Source organism: Paenibacillus jilunlii, assembly GCF_900102965.1.
Lineage (GTDB): Bacteria > Bacillota > Bacilli > Paenibacillales > Paenibacillaceae > Paenibacillus_AQ > Paenibacillus_AQ jilunlii.
This window is the reverse complement of sequence record NZ_FNGM01000020.1, coordinates 1-19,618: the sequence shown is the minus strand read 5'-3', so window position 1 is coordinate 19,618 and position 19,618 is coordinate 1. Positions and strand designations below refer to the sequence as shown.

The 19,618-nt window shown below is 51.0% G+C and carries 12 protein-coding genes and 3 riboswitches; of the genes, 10 read left to right on the top strand and 2 right to left on the bottom strand.

All coding sequences use genetic code 11. From position 1 onward, the window contains the following. The first annotated feature begins 80 nt into the window (after positions 1–80). From BLQ82_RS25590 to guaA, 3 genes are all read left to right on the top strand, one after another. A complete protein-coding gene (locus BLQ82_RS25590) occupies positions 81–1,481 on the top strand; it encodes a DUF58 domain-containing protein (RefSeq protein WP_062522503.1) in 1,401 nt (466 codons plus the stop codon). A 7-nt stretch (positions 1,482–1,488) separates the two neighbouring features. Further along, the gene (locus BLQ82_RS25585; protein WP_062522505.1) at positions 1,489–3,969 is read left to right on the top strand and encodes a DUF4129 domain-containing transglutaminase family protein; all 2,481 of its coding nucleotides are present in this window, start codon (positions 1,489–1,491) and stop codon (positions 3,967–3,969) included. Between the two features lie 652 nt (positions 3,970–4,621). After that, a complete protein-coding gene (gene guaA, locus BLQ82_RS25580) occupies positions 4,622–6,160 on the top strand; it encodes a glutamine-hydrolyzing GMP synthase (protein ID WP_062522507.1) in 1,539 nt (512 codons plus the stop codon). 410 nt (positions 6,161–6,570) lie between these two features. Here the strand turns inward: guaA and BLQ82_RS25575 are convergent, their stop codons facing one another. Both BLQ82_RS25575 and BLQ82_RS25570 read right to left on the bottom strand, forming a co-directional pair. Then, positions 6,571–7,122, bottom strand: coding sequence for a PadR family transcriptional regulator (locus tag BLQ82_RS25575; protein WP_062522510.1), 552 nt, complete (start codon positions 7,120–7,122; stop codon positions 6,571–6,573). Further along, on the bottom strand, positions 7,106–7,951 hold the full coding sequence (locus BLQ82_RS25570) for an NmrA family NAD(P)-binding protein (RefSeq protein WP_062522512.1): 846 nt from the start codon (positions 7,949–7,951) through the stop codon (positions 7,106–7,108). Before BLQ82_RS25570 ends, BLQ82_RS25575 begins: the two co-directional genes overlap by 17 nt. Positions 7,952–8,247: 296 nt before the next feature. Then, positions 8,248–8,347, top strand: a riboswitch (purine riboswitch). Positions 8,348–8,470: 123 nt separating this feature from the next. Between BLQ82_RS25570 and BLQ82_RS25565 the strand changes: the two genes are divergently transcribed. The 7 genes from BLQ82_RS25565 (at position 8,471) to BLQ82_RS25535 (ending at position 19,324) form a co-directional block, all read left to right on the top strand. Further along, positions 8,471–9,871 carry an NCS2 family permease gene (locus BLQ82_RS25565; RefSeq protein WP_062522514.1) on the top strand — a complete coding sequence of 467 codons (1,401 nt, stop codon included), beginning with the start codon at positions 8,471–8,473 and terminating at the stop codon, positions 9,869–9,871. A gap of 101 nt (positions 9,872–9,972) precedes the next feature. Further along, the gene (locus BLQ82_RS25560; RefSeq protein ID WP_062522516.1) at positions 9,973–11,994 is read left to right on the top strand and encodes a glycosyltransferase family 39 protein; all 2,022 of its coding nucleotides are present in this window, start codon (positions 9,973–9,975) and stop codon (positions 11,992–11,994) included. Further along, the gene (locus BLQ82_RS25555) at positions 11,991–15,818 is read left to right on the top strand and encodes a glycosyltransferase family 39 protein (protein ID WP_062522518.1); all 3,828 of its coding nucleotides are present in this window, start codon (positions 11,991–11,993) and stop codon (positions 15,816–15,818) included. The genes BLQ82_RS25560 and BLQ82_RS25555 overlap by 4 nt, the downstream gene beginning before the upstream one ends. 51 nt (positions 15,819–15,869) lie before the next feature. Further along, positions 15,870–16,859 carry a glycosyltransferase family 2 protein gene (locus BLQ82_RS25550; protein WP_074648642.1) on the top strand — a complete coding sequence of 330 codons (990 nt, stop codon included), beginning with the start codon at positions 15,870–15,872 and terminating at the stop codon, positions 16,857–16,859. Continuing rightward, positions 16,849–17,253, top strand: a complete 405-nt coding sequence (locus BLQ82_RS25545) for a GtrA family protein (RefSeq protein ID WP_062522520.1) — start codon at positions 16,849–16,851, stop codon at positions 17,251–17,253. Before BLQ82_RS25550 ends, BLQ82_RS25545 begins: the two co-directional genes overlap by 11 nt. A 231-nt stretch (positions 17,254–17,484) precedes the next feature. Continuing rightward, positions 17,485–18,141, top strand: coding sequence for a class D sortase (locus tag BLQ82_RS25540; RefSeq protein WP_062522522.1), 657 nt, complete (start codon positions 17,485–17,487; stop codon positions 18,139–18,141). Between the two features lie 121 nt (positions 18,142–18,262). Then, a riboswitch (cyclic di-GMP riboswitch) is annotated at positions 18,263–18,344 on the top strand. Between the two features lie 74 nt (positions 18,345–18,418). Continuing rightward, positions 18,419–18,501, top strand: a riboswitch (cyclic di-GMP riboswitch). A 13-nt stretch (positions 18,502–18,514) separates the two neighbouring features. Beyond that, complete coding sequence (locus BLQ82_RS25535) at positions 18,515–19,324, top strand: transglutaminase-like domain-containing protein (RefSeq protein ID WP_062522524.1); 810 nt, start codon at positions 18,515–18,517, stop codon at positions 19,322–19,324. Positions 19,325–19,618: the final 294 nt, after the last annotated feature.

Below are 19,618 nucleotides of genomic sequence, written 5' to 3'. Positions count from 1 at the left end.
CACTCTTTTTCGTGGGAAGAATAGACATTATCAGGCTCCTCTAAGCCATGCCCCTAAGGATGGCTGCAGGAAGCTAGTCTATGGCCAAAGGAAGGGTAGCCCAATTGTCCTCTTCATCCTTAATGAAACCGAACCCGCTTGACCGGAAAGAACATAATAGCCTAAATACGACCGGAAGCCTGCCTGTCCGCCGGGCCCGGAATATCGCGGGAGAATGGATAAGAATACTCTCAGTGGCGGCTGTCATCGGTGCGCTGTATGCCTGGCGTGGAGGGGAAACACTGCTGTTTCTCTTAACGGCCAGCGGAGTTCTAATGCTTGGAGGGCTGCTGCTGCAGCTCTTGGGTCCCCGTAAAGTGACGGTTACCCGCAGCCTGTCTGCTGTCCATCCTACAGCCGGGGATACGCTGACTGTGGACGTGAAGGTTACCTTCAGGACACGGATTCCATTGCCCTGGATGGTTATAGCCGACCAATGGAGCGGCGGGACGCACCAGCAGCTGCTGTTTCCCGGATTCCGGCGCTCGCTGGCCTATACTTATTCGCTGCATGAGGTGCAGCGCGGGGTACACCGGCTTCACGGGTGCAGTGTCAGCTGGGGAGATTTGCTTGGCCTATTCACCGGAGGCTGTCAGTCCGGGAGCGGCGACAGCTTCAAAGTCCGGCCAAGACCCCTGTATATAGGCAGAGCTGCGCAATACAGCAGCGCAAAGCCGGGTGACACGGTAAGCAGCAGCCGAACGCGTAATTACAGCGCCGAAGCCGGTGAAATCCGCGATTATGCCCCGGGTGACCCGCTCAGCCGGATTCATTGGAAGAACAGTGCACGGAAGGGAACGCTGCAGAGCCGGGTGCCGGAGCGGGAAGAAGGACGCATGTCCTGCATTGTTCTTGCCAATAGCTCAGGGGAATATGAAATTCCTTGCGGAGCTCTGACACCGCGGGGGCAGCGCGGGGACCCGCCTGCTCCATTTGAACAGGCCGTTTCCGCTGCAATGGGGCTATTGCTGGCTGCAGAGCGAACCGGCTCCTATGTGCAGTTCTTCAGCGCCGGATGGCCGGAAGGCATGGCCAGACATGAAGGACTAGGGCAGATCCCGTCCAGAATACAGGATATGCTCACCGAGATTGCCCCGGACGGCGGGCGTTCTCTAAGCGCGCTGCTGGAGGATGCTTCGCGGGGATGGATTCCCGGGATGACAGCTGTAGTCATCACCGGCAGGCTGGAGGAAGAATCCGCCCGTACGCTTGCCCGTTTTCTGGTGCAGGGCGTGAAGGTTGAACTGTACTATGTCTGGGATCAGCCCGCACCGCGGCCGGCAGGCGGTTCGGTGAATAGCCAGTGGAGCCCGGCAGCCACAATCGGCGCCAGCTTGACCAGACTTGGAGCTTGCCTGTATTGCCTTGGGGACAGTTCCCTGTCCAAAGGAAACAAGGGGGTGGAAGTCCATGGTTTCCAAGAGCGGTCAACGCTTTGGTAGGGGGAGGATGACTGCAGCGGCAGTAGAGTTTGCCGGACCGCTGCCCGTGCGGAAGAAGCGCTGGAGGCTGCGGACCGATACCTCAGCAGCCTTGGAGATCCGGGATCATGTGGAGGACAGTCAAGCTGATTGCAGGGACAGCAGTCCTCTGCATTATCGGCTGCTGTTCTCTTTGGCCATTATGGGGCTATTCATGGAATGGCTGCTTCCCTTGCTCCGGATTGCCGTGGAGCCGGATACACGGCGGCTGCTGCACACGCTGCTGTTATGCGCCGCAGCCTTGCTGTTGTGGGGAAGCCTTCGGCTTCCTATTTTCGTTCAATATTCGATTCAATTCATAATCATGTCTCTGACCTGGTTCTATATAGGTGACGGCAATGAGGGGGGACACTGGCTAAGATTGTATGCTTCAGAGGTTCCAGACGATCTGGCGCTGCTCTTCTCAGGACATATCTCAGCGCTAAGCGAGAATAGCCGCTTGCTGATTCTGGTGCTGGGCTGGGGGCTGCTGGTTTGCTCTGTGCAGCAGCTGGCGCTGTACAGAGGCAGCACGACGCTGTTTACTATAGTGACCATGGTATACCTTTTGGCGCTGGATATGGGCTTCACGGTGAAAACAACCGGGGAAGTCATAGTTGCTCTGGGTCTGATTCTCTGGCTGCAAGCCTTGAACCGTCTGCTGCGGCTTAAAGAAGGCACCGGGGGCGCTGCCCTCCCTTATACGCGCTGGGGAGGTCTGGCACTGGCCGCAGCGTTGATCATAACGTTGGCCGCCTGGACAGGCGGGCAGCTGTATGGAGCGCGTCAAGGCGGGCCGATCACCTTCCAGCCGATATTGGACAAGATGCAGCACTGGGCGGCAGGGCAAATGCAGGGACCTTCACAACAGCAGCAGATCGGGTCAGGGAGCACAGGCTATGGTTCTGGAGATGCAGAGCTTGGCGCTCCTCTGGCCTCCAGTACTGAAGCGGTTTTCAGTGTTGTGGCCAATCAGCCCTCCTACTGGAGGGGAGAGAGCATTGCCTACTATGATGGACGCCGCTGGATCAGGGACGGGGCAGCATTTCTGCCGTTTAATCTAACCGCTCTGCCGGGTCTTGGGCAGAACCAGGCAGAGGAGGCCGGAAAGAGCCGCAGGCTGGTTCAGCGGATTCAATTCGCGGTCCCCTCTTCAGGCGGACTGCCGCTGTTCAGTGCCGGAACGGTGGCTGATATCGGAAATGTCACACTGACGGATGGCAGCCAGCTTGGCTATGTGCTGGCTAATCCGCAGAAGAACAGCTTCAGGCTTCCTGAGGCGGGCGGTTCCGTCAGAGTTGCGGAATACACAGTAGCATCGATACTTCCGGAGAGCGACCCGGCAGTGCTGCGGGCTTCTGCCGGAATGGACCCGGTGTCTGTGCGCGATTCATACCTGCAGCTGCCGGCTCAGCTGCCCCGCCGGGTCGCTGAGCTGGCCGGGAGGCTCACGGCTTCGGCGGACACGCGCTATGCCGCTGTCTCCGCCGTTCGGGATTACCTGCAGAACGGATTTACCTACACGCTGAAGACCCGGATACCGCCACAGGGGTCTGATTTCACGGATGATTTTCTGTTCGTCACGAAGCAGGGCTACTGTGTGCATTTTGCGACAGCGATGACTGTGCTGCTGCGCAGCTCCGGCATTCCGGCCCGTTATGTCCAGGGCTACGGGCCGGGGACCCTGGCGGCAGATGCTGTACCGCCGCGCTATGAGGTTACCCAGGGCGATGCGCATGCCTGGGTGGAGGTCTATTTTCCCGGCACGGGCTGGGTCCCGTTCGACCCCACGCCCGCTGCCGCCCTCGCCGCTGCCGCAGGCCCGGCGGCGGACCCCGCGGCGGCTGCATCCGCGCCGCCGGGAACCCCCGCGTCCGCTTCGCTTGGCGCGGACGCCCTGCCCGCCCTGCCGCAGGCGGGCGGGAACCCGCCAGCGCCGGCTGCCGCGGCGCTGCTGGGGCTGGCCGCCGCCTGGCGCTGGCGGCGTTGCCTGGCCCTGCTGCCGGCGGCGCGGCGCGCCGGCAGGGTCAGCCGCGAGCGGCAGCTGCGCGCGGCCGCTCTGGCCTGGCGCGGGCTGACTGCGCGGTACGGGCCGCCGCCGCCCGGGGTAACGGCCAGGGAGTACGCAGCCTCCCTGGCGATTGAGGACGCGCGGCTCCGCGCCGCGGTCCGGCAGTTCATACGCCAGTGGGAAGCCCTGGCGTACAGCAGCCACGCGGCGGCATCAGCACCTCCGTGCTTGTCCACCCGGCGCGGCTTCCCGGCCATCCCGGCGCGTGAACCAGCGCTGCTCCCGGGCCTCCCGCCGCCCCAGTCAGCGGCGGTCCCGGACATCTCCCCGCACCAGTCAGCAGCAGTCCGGGATACCCTGCCGCCTCGTCAAAGAGGCTCGGCTCTAGTCCCAAAAGCCGACGCAGAGTCCGCGGCCTTTGTCGGCAACTGTCTGGCGATCACCTTTCGCCTGACTTAATCAGCAGGCCATCGCTGCCCGTGCAGAGAATGGCCTGTTTTTTGATCGTGTAGGAGATTAATTCCCTTTTGTACAACAATCCGGGCGTCGAAAGATCCAAGTTTTTAGTTACCCGTCTGGGTGAATTTGTTCTTGTACAGGAAACTATGATTTCCTTTTGATGGTGCTGCTGAACCTGTGACTTCTTCTTTGCAGGAGGGGCCGGGAACAAAAACAGAAGAGTAGGATCGCTACCATCTGCGGGAAAGCGAAGTGGAATTAGTACATCTAAATGGACGCAGGAGCCTTCTTTTAGAGGCGATAGTGGGAAAAAGTAGAGTTAAATTAAGCGAATTTCCTGCTGAGGATGCGTATCGGCCGAATTAGTGATCCTTTTTCCAATTAATGCTTGCGGGGACGCGGGATCCGGTCATTTAAGTTTCCTTTTTCCACTTGGATTAGTTTTTGAAATAATCCCGGTATGTCCCTCCCTGCGCCAACCATAAATCCCCTCTGATTTATCTTGCAGAACCCCATACTGTCAACATCCGCCAAACTGCGGGTATTCGCTCACTGGATAAGGGGAAAACCATAGAGGCAACGTGTCTTCCTTTCCTTGACGGTGAGAATTAACCATGAGTATAATGAATCCAATAATCAAGGGAGGCACGTAATGAACAAGCCAAATGAAATAATCGTCGTTCTCGATTTCGGGGGACAATACAATCAACTTATCGCGCGCAGAATCCGTGACCTGGGGGTATACAGCGAGCTTCTGCCGTATAATACGCCAATTGAGAAGATTAAGGCACTTTCGCCAAAAGGGATCGTGTTCTCCGGGGGACCAAGCAGTGTTTACGCTGAGGATGCACCTCACGTAGATCCGGCCATTTATGATTTGGGGCTGCCAATTTTCGGCATCTGCTATGGAATGCAGCTTATGGCTCATCAGCAGGGCGGGAAGGTTGAACGTGCGGATAAGCGGGAATACGGCAAGGCCAACGTTGATTTTGAATTGGACGCTGTGCTGGCTGCCGGCCTCGAAAGCGGCCAGACGGTATGGATGAGCCACGGAGACCATGTGGTGGAGCTTCCTGCCGGGTTCAAGCTGGATGCCGGCACAGAGAGTGCTCCGATTGCAGCAATGAGCCATTCGGACCGCAAATTCTTCGCGGTGCAGTTCCATCCGGAGGTGCGCCACTCCGTGAACGGGAATGAGATGATCTCGAACTTCCTGTACGAGGTTTGCGGCTGCGAAGGCAAATGGACGATGGAATCGTTTATTGAGGATGCCGTCAAGGATATTCAGGCCAAAGTCGGTGACAAAAAAGTGCTCTGCGCCCTCAGCGGCGGTGTGGACTCCTCGGTAGTTGCGATGCTGATTCACCGGGCTATCGGCGACCAGCTGACCTGTATGTTCATCGATCACGGTCTTCTGCGCAAGGGCGAAGCTGAGAGCGTAATGGAAACCTTTGTCGGCAAATTCGATATTCATGTGGTGAAGATTGATGCGCGCGAGCGTTTCATGGGCAAGCTGGCAGGTGTCTCCGATCCCGAACAGAAGCGCAAAATCATCGGCAACGAGTTCATCTACTGCTTTGACGAAGAATCGGCCAAGCTGGGTGACTTCTCCTTCCTTGCTCAAGGCACGCTGTACACTGATATTGTGGAGAGCGGCACGGCAACGGCGCAGACGATCAAATCGCATCATAATGTCGGCGGACTGCCGGAAGATATGAAATTCAGCCTGATCGAGCCTTTGAATACCTTGTTCAAGGATGAGGTGCGCAAGCTGGGCGAAGAATTGGGAATGCCGCATGCCATCGTCTGGCGCCAGCCTTTCCCGGGTCCGGGACTTGCTATCCGCGTGCTGGGCGAGGTTACCGAAGAGAAGCTGGAGATCGTGCGCAATTCCGACTTCATCCTGCGTGAAGAGATCGCCAAAGCTGGCCTCGACCGTGAGATCTGGCAGTATTTCACCGCCTTGCCTAACATGAAGAGTGTGGGCGTTATGGGTGACGAGCGTACGTATTCGTACACCGTAGGCATCCGCGCGGTTACCTCCATCGACGGCATGACCGCCGACTGGGCACGTATCCCTTGGGAGGTGCTGGAGAAAATTTCAGTACGTATCGTTAACGAGGTTGAGAATGTCAACCGGGTAGTCTACGACATCACCTCGAAACCGCCGGCAACGATTGAGTGGGAATAAAAGGGCATTGAAAGTTCCTTTTCACCCGTAACTATAGAGTGCAAAAAATTACTCTCTTTTATCTGCGCTGTTTAGCAAATAGAAGGGGGTATTTTTTATGACCAAAATCAAGAAGGTTCACAACTAAAGTGCCGGGTGTTACTGAAATAGAGGATGTAACAGTGTGAAAGAAGAGAAGTAAACAGGCGTTCACGAATTAACAAGATTCTAAAAGAACATTATGAAGCTGTTGCGTAGGGTTCTGTACTCGTCCATGAGCTTGAGCAGATCAACTGGAGCGAAAAAAACAAAACAACCTTACCGCATCTGGCGGCAAGGTTGTAGCTAAAGGTTCGACGTTTCATGTTCAGAGCCTCTTTCGAGTTCCAATCGGACTGCGGGCCGTTGCATTCGCTGGGGCCGTGTCGTGCTTATTGTTCTAGTAGTTCATGAAACCATTTCAAGTTTAATTCATGGTGTGCCCTTACATTTTTCATCATGGATTTTGCGGTATCGTAGATAATATCTTTTTTGGAATTTAGCACAAAATCAATTTCTTCAATTTTTTTCTGTGTTTTTTCAATTTGTACAGATACAGCTTTTTTAAATTGTTCAGGATCATATTGATGTGCAAACAATGTTGTCATATAAAAGGCTAAAGTAATGTCATCGGTCTGAACGGAATGTTTTGCCATTAAAGCATCGAAATAATCGTTTCCTTGTTCTGTAATTTCGTAGATATGTTGTTCGGGATAGTTGTTTACGCTAACGACCTCAACAAGCCGTACAAAACCCTCATTAGCTAACTTTTGCAAGTTATAATACAGCGATCCCTTCGTAACATGTACGAGGTACCTATAATTTCGCTCCTTAAATATATTTAACAATTCATAAGCGCTTGATTGCCCGCAATCCTTCAGTAAGCCAAGTATCAATAAGGGTATAATCGCGAATTCCTCTTTCTGTTTAAAATTTGAAAGCACTTAAATGCTCAGAAACCCACTCTCTGTACGTAAGAGGTTCCCGGCCAAGAATAGTCAGGACCGTATTTGTAAGGCTGAGACCGTGCTTTAAAGTGTACTCCCAGTCTTGGATTCTAAGGTTAATATATTCTTCAGCGATGTAATTTTTCATGTATGAATGAAATTCATCAATGGTTTGCTCCTCGAAGCCAATCTGTTGTCCCAGCTGCTTGGAAATTTCTGACAGTATGTTCAGTTGGCTAAGAATATTTGCTCCTGTAAGCGTCAATACTTGCCCGGAAAACTTGTTAAAGCCGGTTAAAACAATACTAATCACTTCGGCAATATCTGTTTCATGCACGCTTGCCAATTTTGCATCTAAGGCTGGCAGTTTTATAGTGCCCTTATTGTATCTAAAAAGATCCCTCCAGTAAATGGCATTATGCATAAATGCCTCGGCTCTGATAAAAGCATAGTTAAAACCAAACGCTTTGATTTGATCTTCAACCTCTTTATGTTTTTTTGCATTATCATTGTGATCTGAATCGGAACGATTAATCGAAGCTGAAGATAAGAACACGATATTTTGAACTCCATTGGTTTTTGCCGCCTGTAAAATTTCTCTGGCATCGTCCAAAAGGATTAAGAATAATGTGTCAACATCACCCAGGCTGTTTGACCAGGCAGAGCAATCTTTAATATCGCCAGCGACAATGCTCATTTTATCTGTTTTATCTTTCAACAGTTTTTCCGGAGTCCGGGTGAGCGCTTTAAATTCCACATCTTTTTCATTAAGGAATTTGACGACCTGATGTCCGACGGTTCCAGTTGCTCCTGTAATAAATAACATAAAAACGACCTCTTTTCATGATATTTAGTCTAATTAGACTATATCAATTAGTGTAGTCTAATTAGACTAGAATATCAAGTTTTTGAATCCTTTCCAGTCAATTTTGTATACTGGTGATCCTTTTAATATTATCCGTTAACACATCCGCAGATGCGGATATGGAATATTGAACTTCTATATCCGAAACTAGGGACATCCGAAGAAATGTCTGAATTACGAACAATAACAAAAAAACAACGTTCATTGTTCGTATTTACCATTGACAATTCATGTCACGTACACCTAAAATAATAAAGCGTTAGAGCAGCATAAATATTCGTATAATTCCGGGAATCGGCCCGGAAGTCTCTACGAGGTCACCGTAATGACCTGGCTACGATTAAGAAGAGCAAGGCCTTCACGATCCTTTGGATTTTTATCCATTGGACATGCGAAGCTGCTCTTTTTTCGGGCCGGTGTCTCCCAAGATGCCGGCTTTTTGTTGCTTTCAGACAACATACACCTTAGGGGGAGAACAATTTGAACCGCTTTTTCAAGTTGAAAGAAAACGGCACCACAGTGCGCACAGAGATTATGGCCGGTCTGACCACTTTTATGGCAATGGCGTATATTTTGTCGGTGAATCCCGGCACGCTGACCGCTTTTGGCCGTATCGACATGGGCTGGTACTCCGTATTCCTGGCTACAGCTTTGGCTGCAGGGATTTTCACCATTGCCATGGGACTGTTCATCAACTTCCCGGTAGCTCTGGCGCCTGGTATGGGCCTTAATGCATACTTTGCATCCGTGGTTTTGTCCTCGGCAACCACCGATCATGAATTCACTTGGCAAATGGGTCTGACCGCCGTATTTATTTCCGGTATTATCTTCATCCTGTTGACAATCACCCGGGTCCGGCAGATTCTGCTTACCGCGATTCCTGACAGCCTGAAGCATGCCATTACCGTCGGTATCGGCTTGTTCATTACCATTATCGGCCTTAAGAACAGCGGACTGATGACGATCGGCGTTGAAGCCGGGAAGGATATCGCCGCCAATAAGTTCACAGATGTCCTCTCCTTTGAAACGGTTATTCATATGGGCAGCCTGGAGAATACCAATGTTCAATTGGTGATTATCGGCCTGCTGCTGATCTCCATCCTGATGGTGCTGCACGTGCGCGGCGCGATCCTGTTCGGGATTCTGGGCACGACCGTAGTCGCCATTCTCATGGGCGCTGTTGACTTCAGCACGCTGTCGAATCCGCAGACGCCTTGGGTTCCTGACTTCTCGCAGCTGAACTTCTGGGAATTTGACTGGGAGGGCATTATGCACACCGGTATCGTGTCCGCGATTGCCACATTTACTTTCGTAGAATTGTTTGACACCTTTGGTACGCTTGTTGGTACTGCTGAGCGTGCCGGAATTATGAAGAACCCAGAAGAAGGCAAGAAGCGTGTCGGAAATGCCATGTTCGTCGATGCAGTAGCTGTTGCGGGCGGTGCGATGTTGGGAACCTCCACCACTACCGCTTACGTAGAGAGTGCTGCCGGTGTAGCCGAAGGCGGCCGTACTGGTCTGACTGCCGTAACTACCGGTGTCTGCTTCCTGTTGGCTCTATTCCTGGCTCCGGTTGTCGCGCTGATTCCAGGTCCGGCTACTGCAGCCGCGCTGATCATTGTCGGTGTGCTTATGGCGCAATCCATCCGCCAAATTGATTTTCAGGATATGGTTCTGGCCATTCCGGCGTTCCTTACCTTTGCCATCATGCCCTTCACTTACAATATTGCGAACGGGATTTCGTTCGGTATTGTAACCTATGTCATCCTGGCTTGTGTCGCCAATCTTGCCGGCAAGAAGAAATACGACATCCACTGGATGATGTGGGTGCTCGCCGTCCTGATTGTGCTGCGCTACGTTCTGATTGGCAGCCAGGGTTAAGTTAGATATCGTCAATCACCAGAACTAGTAGTTTTCTATTTCTGCAGCCCTGCCTATATTAGGCGGGGCTTTTTTCTCACGCTCTTTTCATCATCCGGCATTTGGATTATATTGTTGAAGAGGTGATCCCTATTTCCGGCCTATTTAAAAGAGTGTACCGGTCCTGTATAGACAATCCTTGGCCGCTCGCGCTGTTTGTGCTGGGTGCGATTGTGCGGATAGTCTATCTCGGATCTATTCCTGCAGGACTTAATCAGGATGAGGCATCCATCGGCTATGATGCTTATGCAATCCTGCATTACGGGATTGACCGCAACGGTGTCCATCTGCCTATTCACCTTATCGCCTGGGGCAGCGGACAGAATGCGCTGTATGCCTATTTATCCATGCCTTTTCTCTGGCTCTTCGGGCTGACGCCGCTGTCTGTCCGGGCGCTGAGTCTGGTGATGGGTCTGCTTGGCATGATTTTTTTCTACTTAACTATGAGACAGCTGTTTCCAACCCGGGCAGGCGGGATATTCGCCATGTTCTTCATCGCCATCAATCCCTGGCATATTATGATGTCCCGCTGGGCGCTGGAATCCAATTTGTTCCCAACCTTGATTCTGATTGCCGTCTATTGTCTGCTGAAATCCTTCAAGACACCCAAATGGTCCTACGGCTTTACGGTTATCATGGCCATTTCGCTATATGCGTACGGAACAGCCTACTTTTTTGTACCGGTATTTGCTATCTGTGCCGCATTTCTTCTATCGTATAGTAGAGTCTTGAAATTCCGGACGCTGGTATGGAACCTTGTTTTCTTTGTGCTCCTTGCTCTGCCTATACTATTATTTATAGTAATTAATCATTATGGGTTTCAAGAGATAGCCACCAGGCTCTTCACGATTCCCAGATTAACCATGCCCCGGGTGGAGCAGATTTCCTCTGTATTCAGCGGAGAACTTCTGCACACAGCTTCCAGCAACTTCAGCAGGTTTATTGAACTGATGCGCAGCGGGAACGACGGGCTGCCGTGGAATGCCATTTCTCCATACGGTTATGCTTACCCGATTGCGCTGCCCTTTGCTCTGCTTGGGCTAATTGTTATGATATATGAGGTGTATCAGCGCAGGCGTGAGGGGCTTGGGTTTATAACCGTATTGCTCTGGCTGGTCATCGCCACCCTGATGGCTCTAATTACTGACGTGAACATCAACCGGATCAATATCATTTTCTATCCGCTGATTATGCTGGTTGCCACAGCGGTATTCTGGCTGTATCAGAAGCTGAAGCTTGCCGCTCTGCTGGCGGTAGCCGTATTTGCTGTGATGTTCGGTTTTTTTACAAATGCCTATTTTGGCAAGTTTCCTGAGGAGATTGGCCCGGCCTTCTATGATTCGCTGGGAGATGCGATACAGTACGCTTCGGAAACTGCCAGCGGCGATATCTATGTCACAGATAAAGTTAACATGCCCTATATTTATGTGCTTTTTTATGAGAAAATCAATCCGCATGACTTTCTGGATTCGGTCAAATATATCAATCCCGGTGATGCTTTTCAGATGGTGTCTTCCTTTGGGCGGTATAAATTTGGCGCTCCGGGCATTGGGCCGGGACAGGCGGCATATATCTTTGGGAACAACGACCCCGTGCCTGCTGTGAGCAGTGGGTACATGATTAAGAAATTTACCAATTATAGTGTGCTTATTTATAACAACACGGAAGGTAATGCTGCTTCTAATGTTGAAGGAGTTCATGCGGAAGTGCCTAATGGGGGGTTTGAAGAGGGCACCACTGGCTGGAGCTTTTCTGCGGGAACAGGTGTGGCAAGTAACCATCCATACTCGGGAGCAAGCCAGGCCTATCTAGACATAGGTTCAGACAAAAGCATTCAACAGACCTTTAGTGCCCAGACAGGGACCTACAAACTAACCGCCATGGTGAGCGCCGGGGGTTCAGGAGGAAGGATAGGCATCCGGGTGAACGGCTCTGTGCGGGCGGAAGCTGAACTGACAGCAGGGGACGCATATCACCCTGTTGCGCTTCCGGATGCGTCCCTCAAGGAGGGCGAGCAGGCGGAGATTTACATAACCGGCGGGAATGGCTGGATTAACATTGACGAGGTGAGGTTGGAACGATGATCAGGAGTACACGCACGGCCGCAATGTTGGTTTTAATGCTGTTATTGTTCATTCTTCCTGTAACAAGCAGTTATGCAGCGGGTAATTTACTGCAGAATCCGGGCTTTGAGGAAGGGGAGGAAGGTGCTCCTGCGGGCTGGACCAAGGACATGTGGATTCCGGGGGACAGCTCGGGGCTGCTCTCTGTGCAGTCTGAGGAAGTCCATTCCGGTACCAGGGCAGCGGTTATTGAGAATCTGGAACCCAATCACCTCAAATGGGTGCAGACGATTGCAGTCTCGCCTAACAGCTATTATAAGATCTCCGGTTACGTCAAAATCGCCAGCACCGCAGGCCAGGGACTGGGTGCAAACATTTTCCCCGTAGGCATTGGAGGGGGGTATCCCGCTACCACGGATACGGGCGGAGATTGGCAGTACCTTGAATTCTACGGCCAAACCGGCTCCGGGCAAAAAGAGCTTGGCATCGGTGCAGCTTTGGGCGGCTATGCCAGTCTGATTCAAGGCAAAGCCTACTTTGATGATCTGTCGGTAGAACAGGTAGATGCCGCTCCTGCGGGAGCCGGTGTCATCTCGCTCGACAGCGGAGCGGCAGCAGCCCAGAACGGAGGCGGCCAGGCTGCGGAGACCCCGCATAAGGTATCACCTGCCAAGCTGTTGCTGCTGTCAGCAGTGTTCAGTGTTTTTTTCGCTTTTTTCTATAATAGGGCGTTCCGCAGTGAACGGCTTTTGAAGCAGCCGGATGCTGTCTATACCCGGTGGCTCTATGTGGTTTTCGGCGCGGCATTAATCCTGCGGATCTGGATTGGCTTGACCGCGCAGGGATATCAGAATGACATGAATACCTTTATCGCCTGGGGCCAGCGGCTTGTGGACCTGGGGCCGGGCAAGTTCTATGAGGAGGGGTATTTTGCCGATTATCCTCCAGGTTATTTGTACATATTGTATGTGCTGAGCCTTATTCGCGGACTGTTCGGATTTGCGCACGGCTCGGGGGGAGAAACGCTGCTCTTCAAGCTGCCGGCCATCATTTCCGATCTGGTGCTCGGCTGGCTGATTTACCGTGCAGGACGTGCGAAACTGGGTTCCGGCACGGCCATCGGCCTGATGCTCCTGTTCCTGTTCAATCCGGCGGTGCTGATGGATTCTGCCGCTTGGGGGCAGGCGGACTCTTTCTTTTTAGTATTTCTGCTGCTGAGTATTCTGGGCGCATCAGAACAACGCTTTGTGCGCTCGGCCATCTTCTTTGCCCTGGCTACGCTGGTTAAGCCGCAGGCGCTGATTTTCACACCTGTACTGCTGTTTGCCTTCTACCATCACCGTGCCTGGAAGCAGCTTGCGGTTGGCGCCCTTTACGGGCTTGGCATCTTTGCAGTACTGGCGGCTCCATTCTTCTGGAATAACGGCGGAATTGCCGGGCTGATTGATCTTTATAAGGGAACCTTATCCTCCTATCCCTATTCTACGGTGAATGCTTTTAATCTATATGCGCTGACCGATCCGTTATGGGCTTCAATTGATTCCATGTGGCTGGGAATTACTTATCGTGCCTGGGGTTTTATTTTCATCCTGGTGGCCGTTGCCCTAGCCGCGTATTACTCTTTCAAAAAAGACCGCAAAGAGCTTTCGAAGTCCTTTTTTATCGGCATGGTTCTCATCACAATCGTGTTTGTCTTCGGGACGAAAATGCATGAACGATACATGTACCCGGCATTGCTCCTATGCCTGTTCACCTATATCGAGAGCCGGGACCGCCGTTTCCTGACGTTGTTCCTCGGATTTACTTTGACACAGTATCTTAACGTAGGATATACGCTGGCCCATCTGAACGCCGGCAATAATCCGCCTTCGGACGGCATTGTGCTGGTGACTGCAATTGCCAATATTGCTCTGGCGTTGTACATGCTGTATGTAGGGTATGCAGTATATGTCCGCAAAGAAATTAAGCCGGTTCTTCCCCCGGCCGCGGCGGCGGAGAAATATGACGCGGACCTGGAACTGGCCGAGGAGATGCGCCCTCTTCCCAAAAGCGCCAGCCGAATTGGGCTGCCTAAGCTGCAGCGCAAAGACTGGATTTGGATGCTGGGCATTACCGCCGTCTATGCGGCGCTTGCTTTATTTCATCTGGGCTCAACCAAAGCCCCGGAAACCTTGTGGGAACCGGCAGCCAGCGGCGAGAGCTTTGTTGTGGACCTTGGCCAGAGCAGACAGCTGGAACGGGTGAACATATTCGGCGGTGTCGGGACCGGCAAATTCAAGCTGGAGTTCAGCCAGTCGCCGGATACCTGGAGCGGCCCGCTGGATGTCAACGAGGATGTCGGCAATGTGTTTATCTGGAAAAGCCAGCCTTTGAACGTTGCCGCAAGATATGTGAAGCTGACCGTTACTTCTCCAGGATTCACATTGAACGAAATGGCCTTCTATGAACAGGGGGGAGGCAAAACGCCGCTTCCGGTCGCCAGCGTTACCCCTGATGCTGCAACTCCCAAAAGGGGCCAGCCGTCCAATCTGTTTGATGAACAATCGGTCATTCCGGAGAATTCCGGGTTTATGAACAGCACCTATTTCGATGAAATTTATCATGCCCGTACAGCATATGAGTATACCCACGGTATCGTCCCGTATGAGAATACCCACCCGCCTCTTGGCAAGCTGCTGATCTCTGTGGGGATGGAGCTGTTCGGCGTCAATCCGTTCGGCTGGCGGATTATCGGCACCCTGTTTGGGATCGCCATGCTGCCGCTGATCTATATAATGGCTTTGCGGTTATTCAAAAAGAGCCTCTACGCCGCTCTTGCCGCCGGATTATTCGCACTGGATTTCATGCATTTCACCCAGACGCGCATCTCGACCATCGACGTCTACGGTGTATTTTTCATCATGCTGATGTTCTATTTCATGCAGCGGTATTTCACGATGAGCTTCTATCGCGTTCCGCTGTGCCGGACGCTGGTGCCTCTGTTCTGGTCGGGGCTGTTTTTTGGGATCGGCGTCGCCTCCAAGTGGATTGTAATCTACGGAGGAGCGGGCCTTGCCATCATGCTGGCGCTTGCCCTGTTTGAACGCTACAGGGAATACAAAGCGGCGGGACGTTTGCTGGCGGAGGGCAGAGTGGGGGATCAGGAGCTCAAGGCCGCCTGCAGCACCGCGGAAGGATCGTTTTGGAAGAATACCATAGTTACTTTGCTTAGCTGTGTGCTGTTTTTTGTCATTATTCCAGGCGTGATTTACAGCCTGTCCTTTATCCCGGTTCTGTCTGTCTCGGCAGATGGCTACACCTTCAAAGGTCTGATTGATGCGCAAAAGAACATGTACAATTACCACAGCCAGCTTGTTGCCACCCACCCCTTCGCTTCTTCCTGGTGGGAATGGCCCTTCATGAAACGGCCGGTATGGTTTTTCAGCGGCGGTGAAGGACTGCCGGAAGGACAGGTGAGCAGCATTGTGACCATGGGGAACCCGCTGATCTGGTGGACCGGAATCTTTGCAATGCTGGCTTCGGTCTGGTTTACAGTCAAACGCAAGGATAAGAACCTGTACATGATCTGGATCGGGTTTTTCTCCCAGTATGTTCCATGGATGCTGGTGCCGCGTGAGACATTCCTTTACCACTACTTTGCCATGGTGCCGTTCATGATTCTTGCCATTGTGTACATCATGAAGCTGATCGACAGTAAATACCCTGAGGCCCGGTATTTGCGTTATGCTTATGCGGCTATTGCCGCACTGCTTTTTGTAATGTTTTATCCTGTGCTGTCAGGCATGCAGGTTAGTAAAGAATATGTGGACGTTGTGCTGCGCTGGTTCCCTTCCTGGGTGTTCTAGTGAAGTGGCGAATGCTACACAGCAGTTACACAATTTTAGGAGGAACCCAAGGTGAAAGCCAGATATAGTGTAATTGTCCCCATGTTCAATGAGGAAGAAGTCATTCAGCATACGTATGAACGTCTCAAAAAGGTCATGGACGGCTGCGGCGATTCTTACGAGCTTGTCTTCGTTAACGACGGGAGCCGGGATCGTACAGCTGAGATGATGCGTGAGGTCAGCAGCCGCGACGAGCATGTCAAGCTGATTGATTTCTCGCGCAATTTTGGCCATCAGGTGGCGATTACGGCGGGGATGGATTATGCTGAAGGCGAGGCAGTCGTGGTTATTGATGCAGATCTTCAGGACCCGCCTGAGGTGATTCTGCAGATGATCGCGAAATGGAAAGAGGGCTATGAGGTAGTCTATGCCAAACGGCTTAAGCGACAGGGAGAGACTCTCTTCAAAAAAGCAACAGCGAAGATGTTCTATCGTCTGCTAAGCAGCATGACCAGTGTGGAGATTCCTACGGACACGGGTGATTTCCGGTTGATTGACCGTAAGGTGTGCGATGTGCTTCGCGGTCTGAAGGAGAAGAACCGCTACGTCCGCGGGCTGGTAAGCTGGGTGGGCTTTCGCCAGACCATGGTTGAATACGTGCGTGAAGAGCGTTTTGCCGGTGAAACCAAATATCCGCTGAAAAAAATGATCCGGTTTGCGCTGGACGGCATAACCTCCTTTTCCCACAAACCGCTGAAGATAGCCTCATATATTGGCTTCTTTCTGTCCTTCTCGAGCTTTCTTTATCTGTTCTTTGTTTTGTTCCAGAAGGTGTTCACCTCATGGACTGTACCCGGCTGGGCTTCTATCGTGGGTGTGAACCTGCTCTTTAATGGTATTGTGCTGATGCTGCTTGGTGTAATCGGTGAATACATTGGGCGGATTTATGATGAATCCAAGGATAGACCGCTGTATATCGTGCGCGAGACTAGGGGCTACCGCGATGCAGAAAGTGGCAAAGAGAATGCGGGCGTGCGGAAGGAAAGCGATTATGTCAGATAAGAAACTTAACGCAGGATTCATCCAGTTTTTGAAATTCAATGCAGTAGGTGTGCTGAACACCTTGATTGATTTTGCCATATTTACTCTCCTGCACTCACTGGGGATGATGAATACCCCGGCACAAATCATCTCCTACAGCGCTGGTACTGCCAACAGTTTCATTTGGAACAAGAAGGTGACCTTTCGGGATCAGGACCGGGGAAGCAAGGATGGCTTTGACCGGATGCAGCTGGTAAGGTTTATTGTGCTGAACCTGGTTGTGCTGGGCATATCAGTGCTGCTTATGCATTTGCTAACCGGCCGCTTTGGCATTCAGGTGCTGATTGCCAAAGTGCTGGTTACCGTAGTAACCGTAGTGATCAATTTTTTTGGAAGCCGGAAGTGGGTGTTTTGAAAAAATAAGCACTAGATAAAGTAAACCTGAAAAACTAACAAAAGGGAAAAGGGATGGAGGGGAAGTTTGGAACTGTAGGAGCAAATGCGTCCGCCTTTGTCTGCGGATTTCCACCGCGAACAGCGGTAACAATCAAGAAATCTGCAGACAACAGCGGCCGGAAGTCCAAACATTCTCCGTAGTCCCGACGAAGTCCCTAATGTAAATATCTTAACTTACGGAGGTGATTTCATGCGCAAGTTCTCTTACTTAATTATTCTTGCCGGGATTCTGCTGATGCTGTACCCGAAAGCAAATGAGTGGTATAACGACTGGCAGCAGCAGAAGCTGCTGGAGGAAGCTGAACAGGCGTACAGTGAGATTTCGCCTTCACCGTCTCCGCAGTCAGATCTGCGCAAGCAATATGCTGAAGTCACCCAGCTTCTTGCAGAAGAATCCTCTGAGGATGAACAGGCAAAAGCGACTGAACCGCCAGCCCCTGAAATCGAGCTGGGCGGCAAAATCATAGGCATTATCCAGATCGACAAAATCAATTTGAAGCTGCCCGTACTGGAGGGGGCGACCAAAGCCAACATGAAGCATGCCGCCGCCCATATGAAGGAGACCGCGGCTATCGGGCAGGTTGGCAATGCTGCGATTGCCGCACACAGATCAAGAACTGCAGGGAGGCTTTTTAACAGACTTAATGAAGTTGAGATTGGTGATACTATATCCGTACAAACCAAGGAACAGGATTACCAATACGTAGTGTATGATATTTCAATCGTAGAGCCTACGGATGTTTCCGTATTAAATGGACATAACGATGATAAGATACTCACTCTGATTACCTGTGATCCATTGGTCAATCCCACTCACCGCCTGATTATTCATGCCAGATTGTCTTAGTTCCAATTAGCTGTGGCTAAAAGTAAAGTATATTAAAATTTTATTAAAAAGTAGCAGGAATCTAGTAGTTTGGGTCTTGAATATAGATATAAATATGATACTATATAACTATAAAAGCTAAGCACGATAACGGCAAACCTATCGAAAGGTAGGGACGCAAAGCTAAAGGGCCTTCCCGCTATGGATGGCAGCCAGCTACCGAATGAAGAGGCTTTTTTTGTTTGTTCTTAGATATGAATCTATCAAATCACTCTAGAAGTAAGAACAGATAAAGCTTATACGATAACGGCAAACCTATCGAAAGGTAGGGACGCAAAGCTAAAGGGCCTTCCCCGATACGGATGGCAGCCAGCTACCGAAAGGGGTTTTATCCATGAAGAAGTTCTTTTTTACGTTGTTAACTTTGTTTGTAGTTGCCACTTCTGTTCAGACAGGCTCAGCCGAAGCTGCCAGTACCGGCACAGGCTGGTTGAATACATCGCAATTGAATCAGGGTGTTGTTGCTGTTTCCTATGAAGTTCCTAAGGACAAGCGTATTAAGCTCATGATCACTAAGGACAACAACAGCTACACATATAACCTCTATGCCGCTAAGCCCAATGAAACCTTCCCGCTGCAGCAAGGTAACGGATCTTATAAAGTTTCTGTTCTGGAGAATACTACCGGCAACAAATACAAAGTGATATCCTCCGAAACCGTAGACCTCAGTTTGAGCGATGCAAACGCCGTATACTTGAGCTCCGTACAGAATGTGAAATGGAGTTCTTCTGATAAATCGGTTCTAAAAGCTGCTCAGCTCACACAGGGGATGACCACTGATGAACAAAAGGTAAAAGCAATTTACAACTACATCGTTTCTAATGTGAAATATGATTATAGCTTGGCTTCCAGTGTAACGACTGACTACATTCCCAACAATGACAATACACTGGCCACCAAGAAGGGGATTTGCTACGATTATGCTTCATTGTTTGCAACCATGCTCCGCAGTCAAGGCATACCTGCCAAATTGGTGATGGGGAATACCAGCTATGTGACTTCATACCATGCTTGGAACGAAGTTCTGCTTGATGGTAAATGGGTGACTATCGACACTACAGTTGATGCCGGTTTGGGCAAGAATAACAAAGATGCCGGATTAATTAAAGTAGCAAGCAAATACTCTGCAGCGAAATTCTACTAAGAAGAGTGAATATACGATCAACAATAGTTTTTTGGAGATAACCCGTTTAAATATTAAGTGGGTTATCTTTCTTTTTCTAAAGGGTTGCTTTTCTATATGACTATGGGGTATTATAAATAAGCGTTGTTGGAGCGCAGCTGAGTAAATGAGAAACGATTGAATAAATCGTTTCAAAAAAAGCTTGCATTGCTCGAACGAACGTGATATATTATAAGAGTTGCTGGTGACGAGATAATATAAGCCAACAACGAGCTTGATCTTTGAAAACTGAACAACGAGTGAGTGGGATTTCAC

Coding starts and splice junctions, on each gene's coding strand:
- BLQ82_RS25590 (WP_062522503.1), top strand. CDS start 81: ATGGCCAAAGGAAGGGTAGCCCAATTGTCCTCTTCATCCTTAATGAAA.
- BLQ82_RS25585 (WP_062522505.1), top strand. CDS start 1,489: ATGACTGCAGCGGCAGTAGAGTTTGCCGGACCGCTGCCCGTGCGGAAG.
- guaA (WP_062522507.1), top strand. CDS start 4,622: ATGAACAAGCCAAATGAAATAATCGTCGTTCTCGATTTCGGGGGACAA.
- BLQ82_RS25570 (WP_062522512.1), bottom strand. CDS start 7,951: ATGTTATTTATTACAGGAGCAACTGGAACCGTCGGACATCAGGTCGTC.
- BLQ82_RS25555 (WP_062522518.1), top strand. CDS start 11,991: ATGATCAGGAGTACACGCACGGCCGCAATGTTGGTTTTAATGCTGTTA.
- BLQ82_RS25545 (WP_062522520.1), top strand. CDS start 16,849: ATGTCAGATAAGAAACTTAACGCAGGATTCATCCAGTTTTTGAAATTC.
- BLQ82_RS25540 (WP_062522522.1), top strand. CDS start 17,485: ATGCGCAAGTTCTCTTACTTAATTATTCTTGCCGGGATTCTGCTGATG.
- BLQ82_RS25535 (WP_062522524.1), top strand. CDS start 18,515: ATGAAGAAGTTCTTTTTTACGTTGTTAACTTTGTTTGTAGTTGCCACT.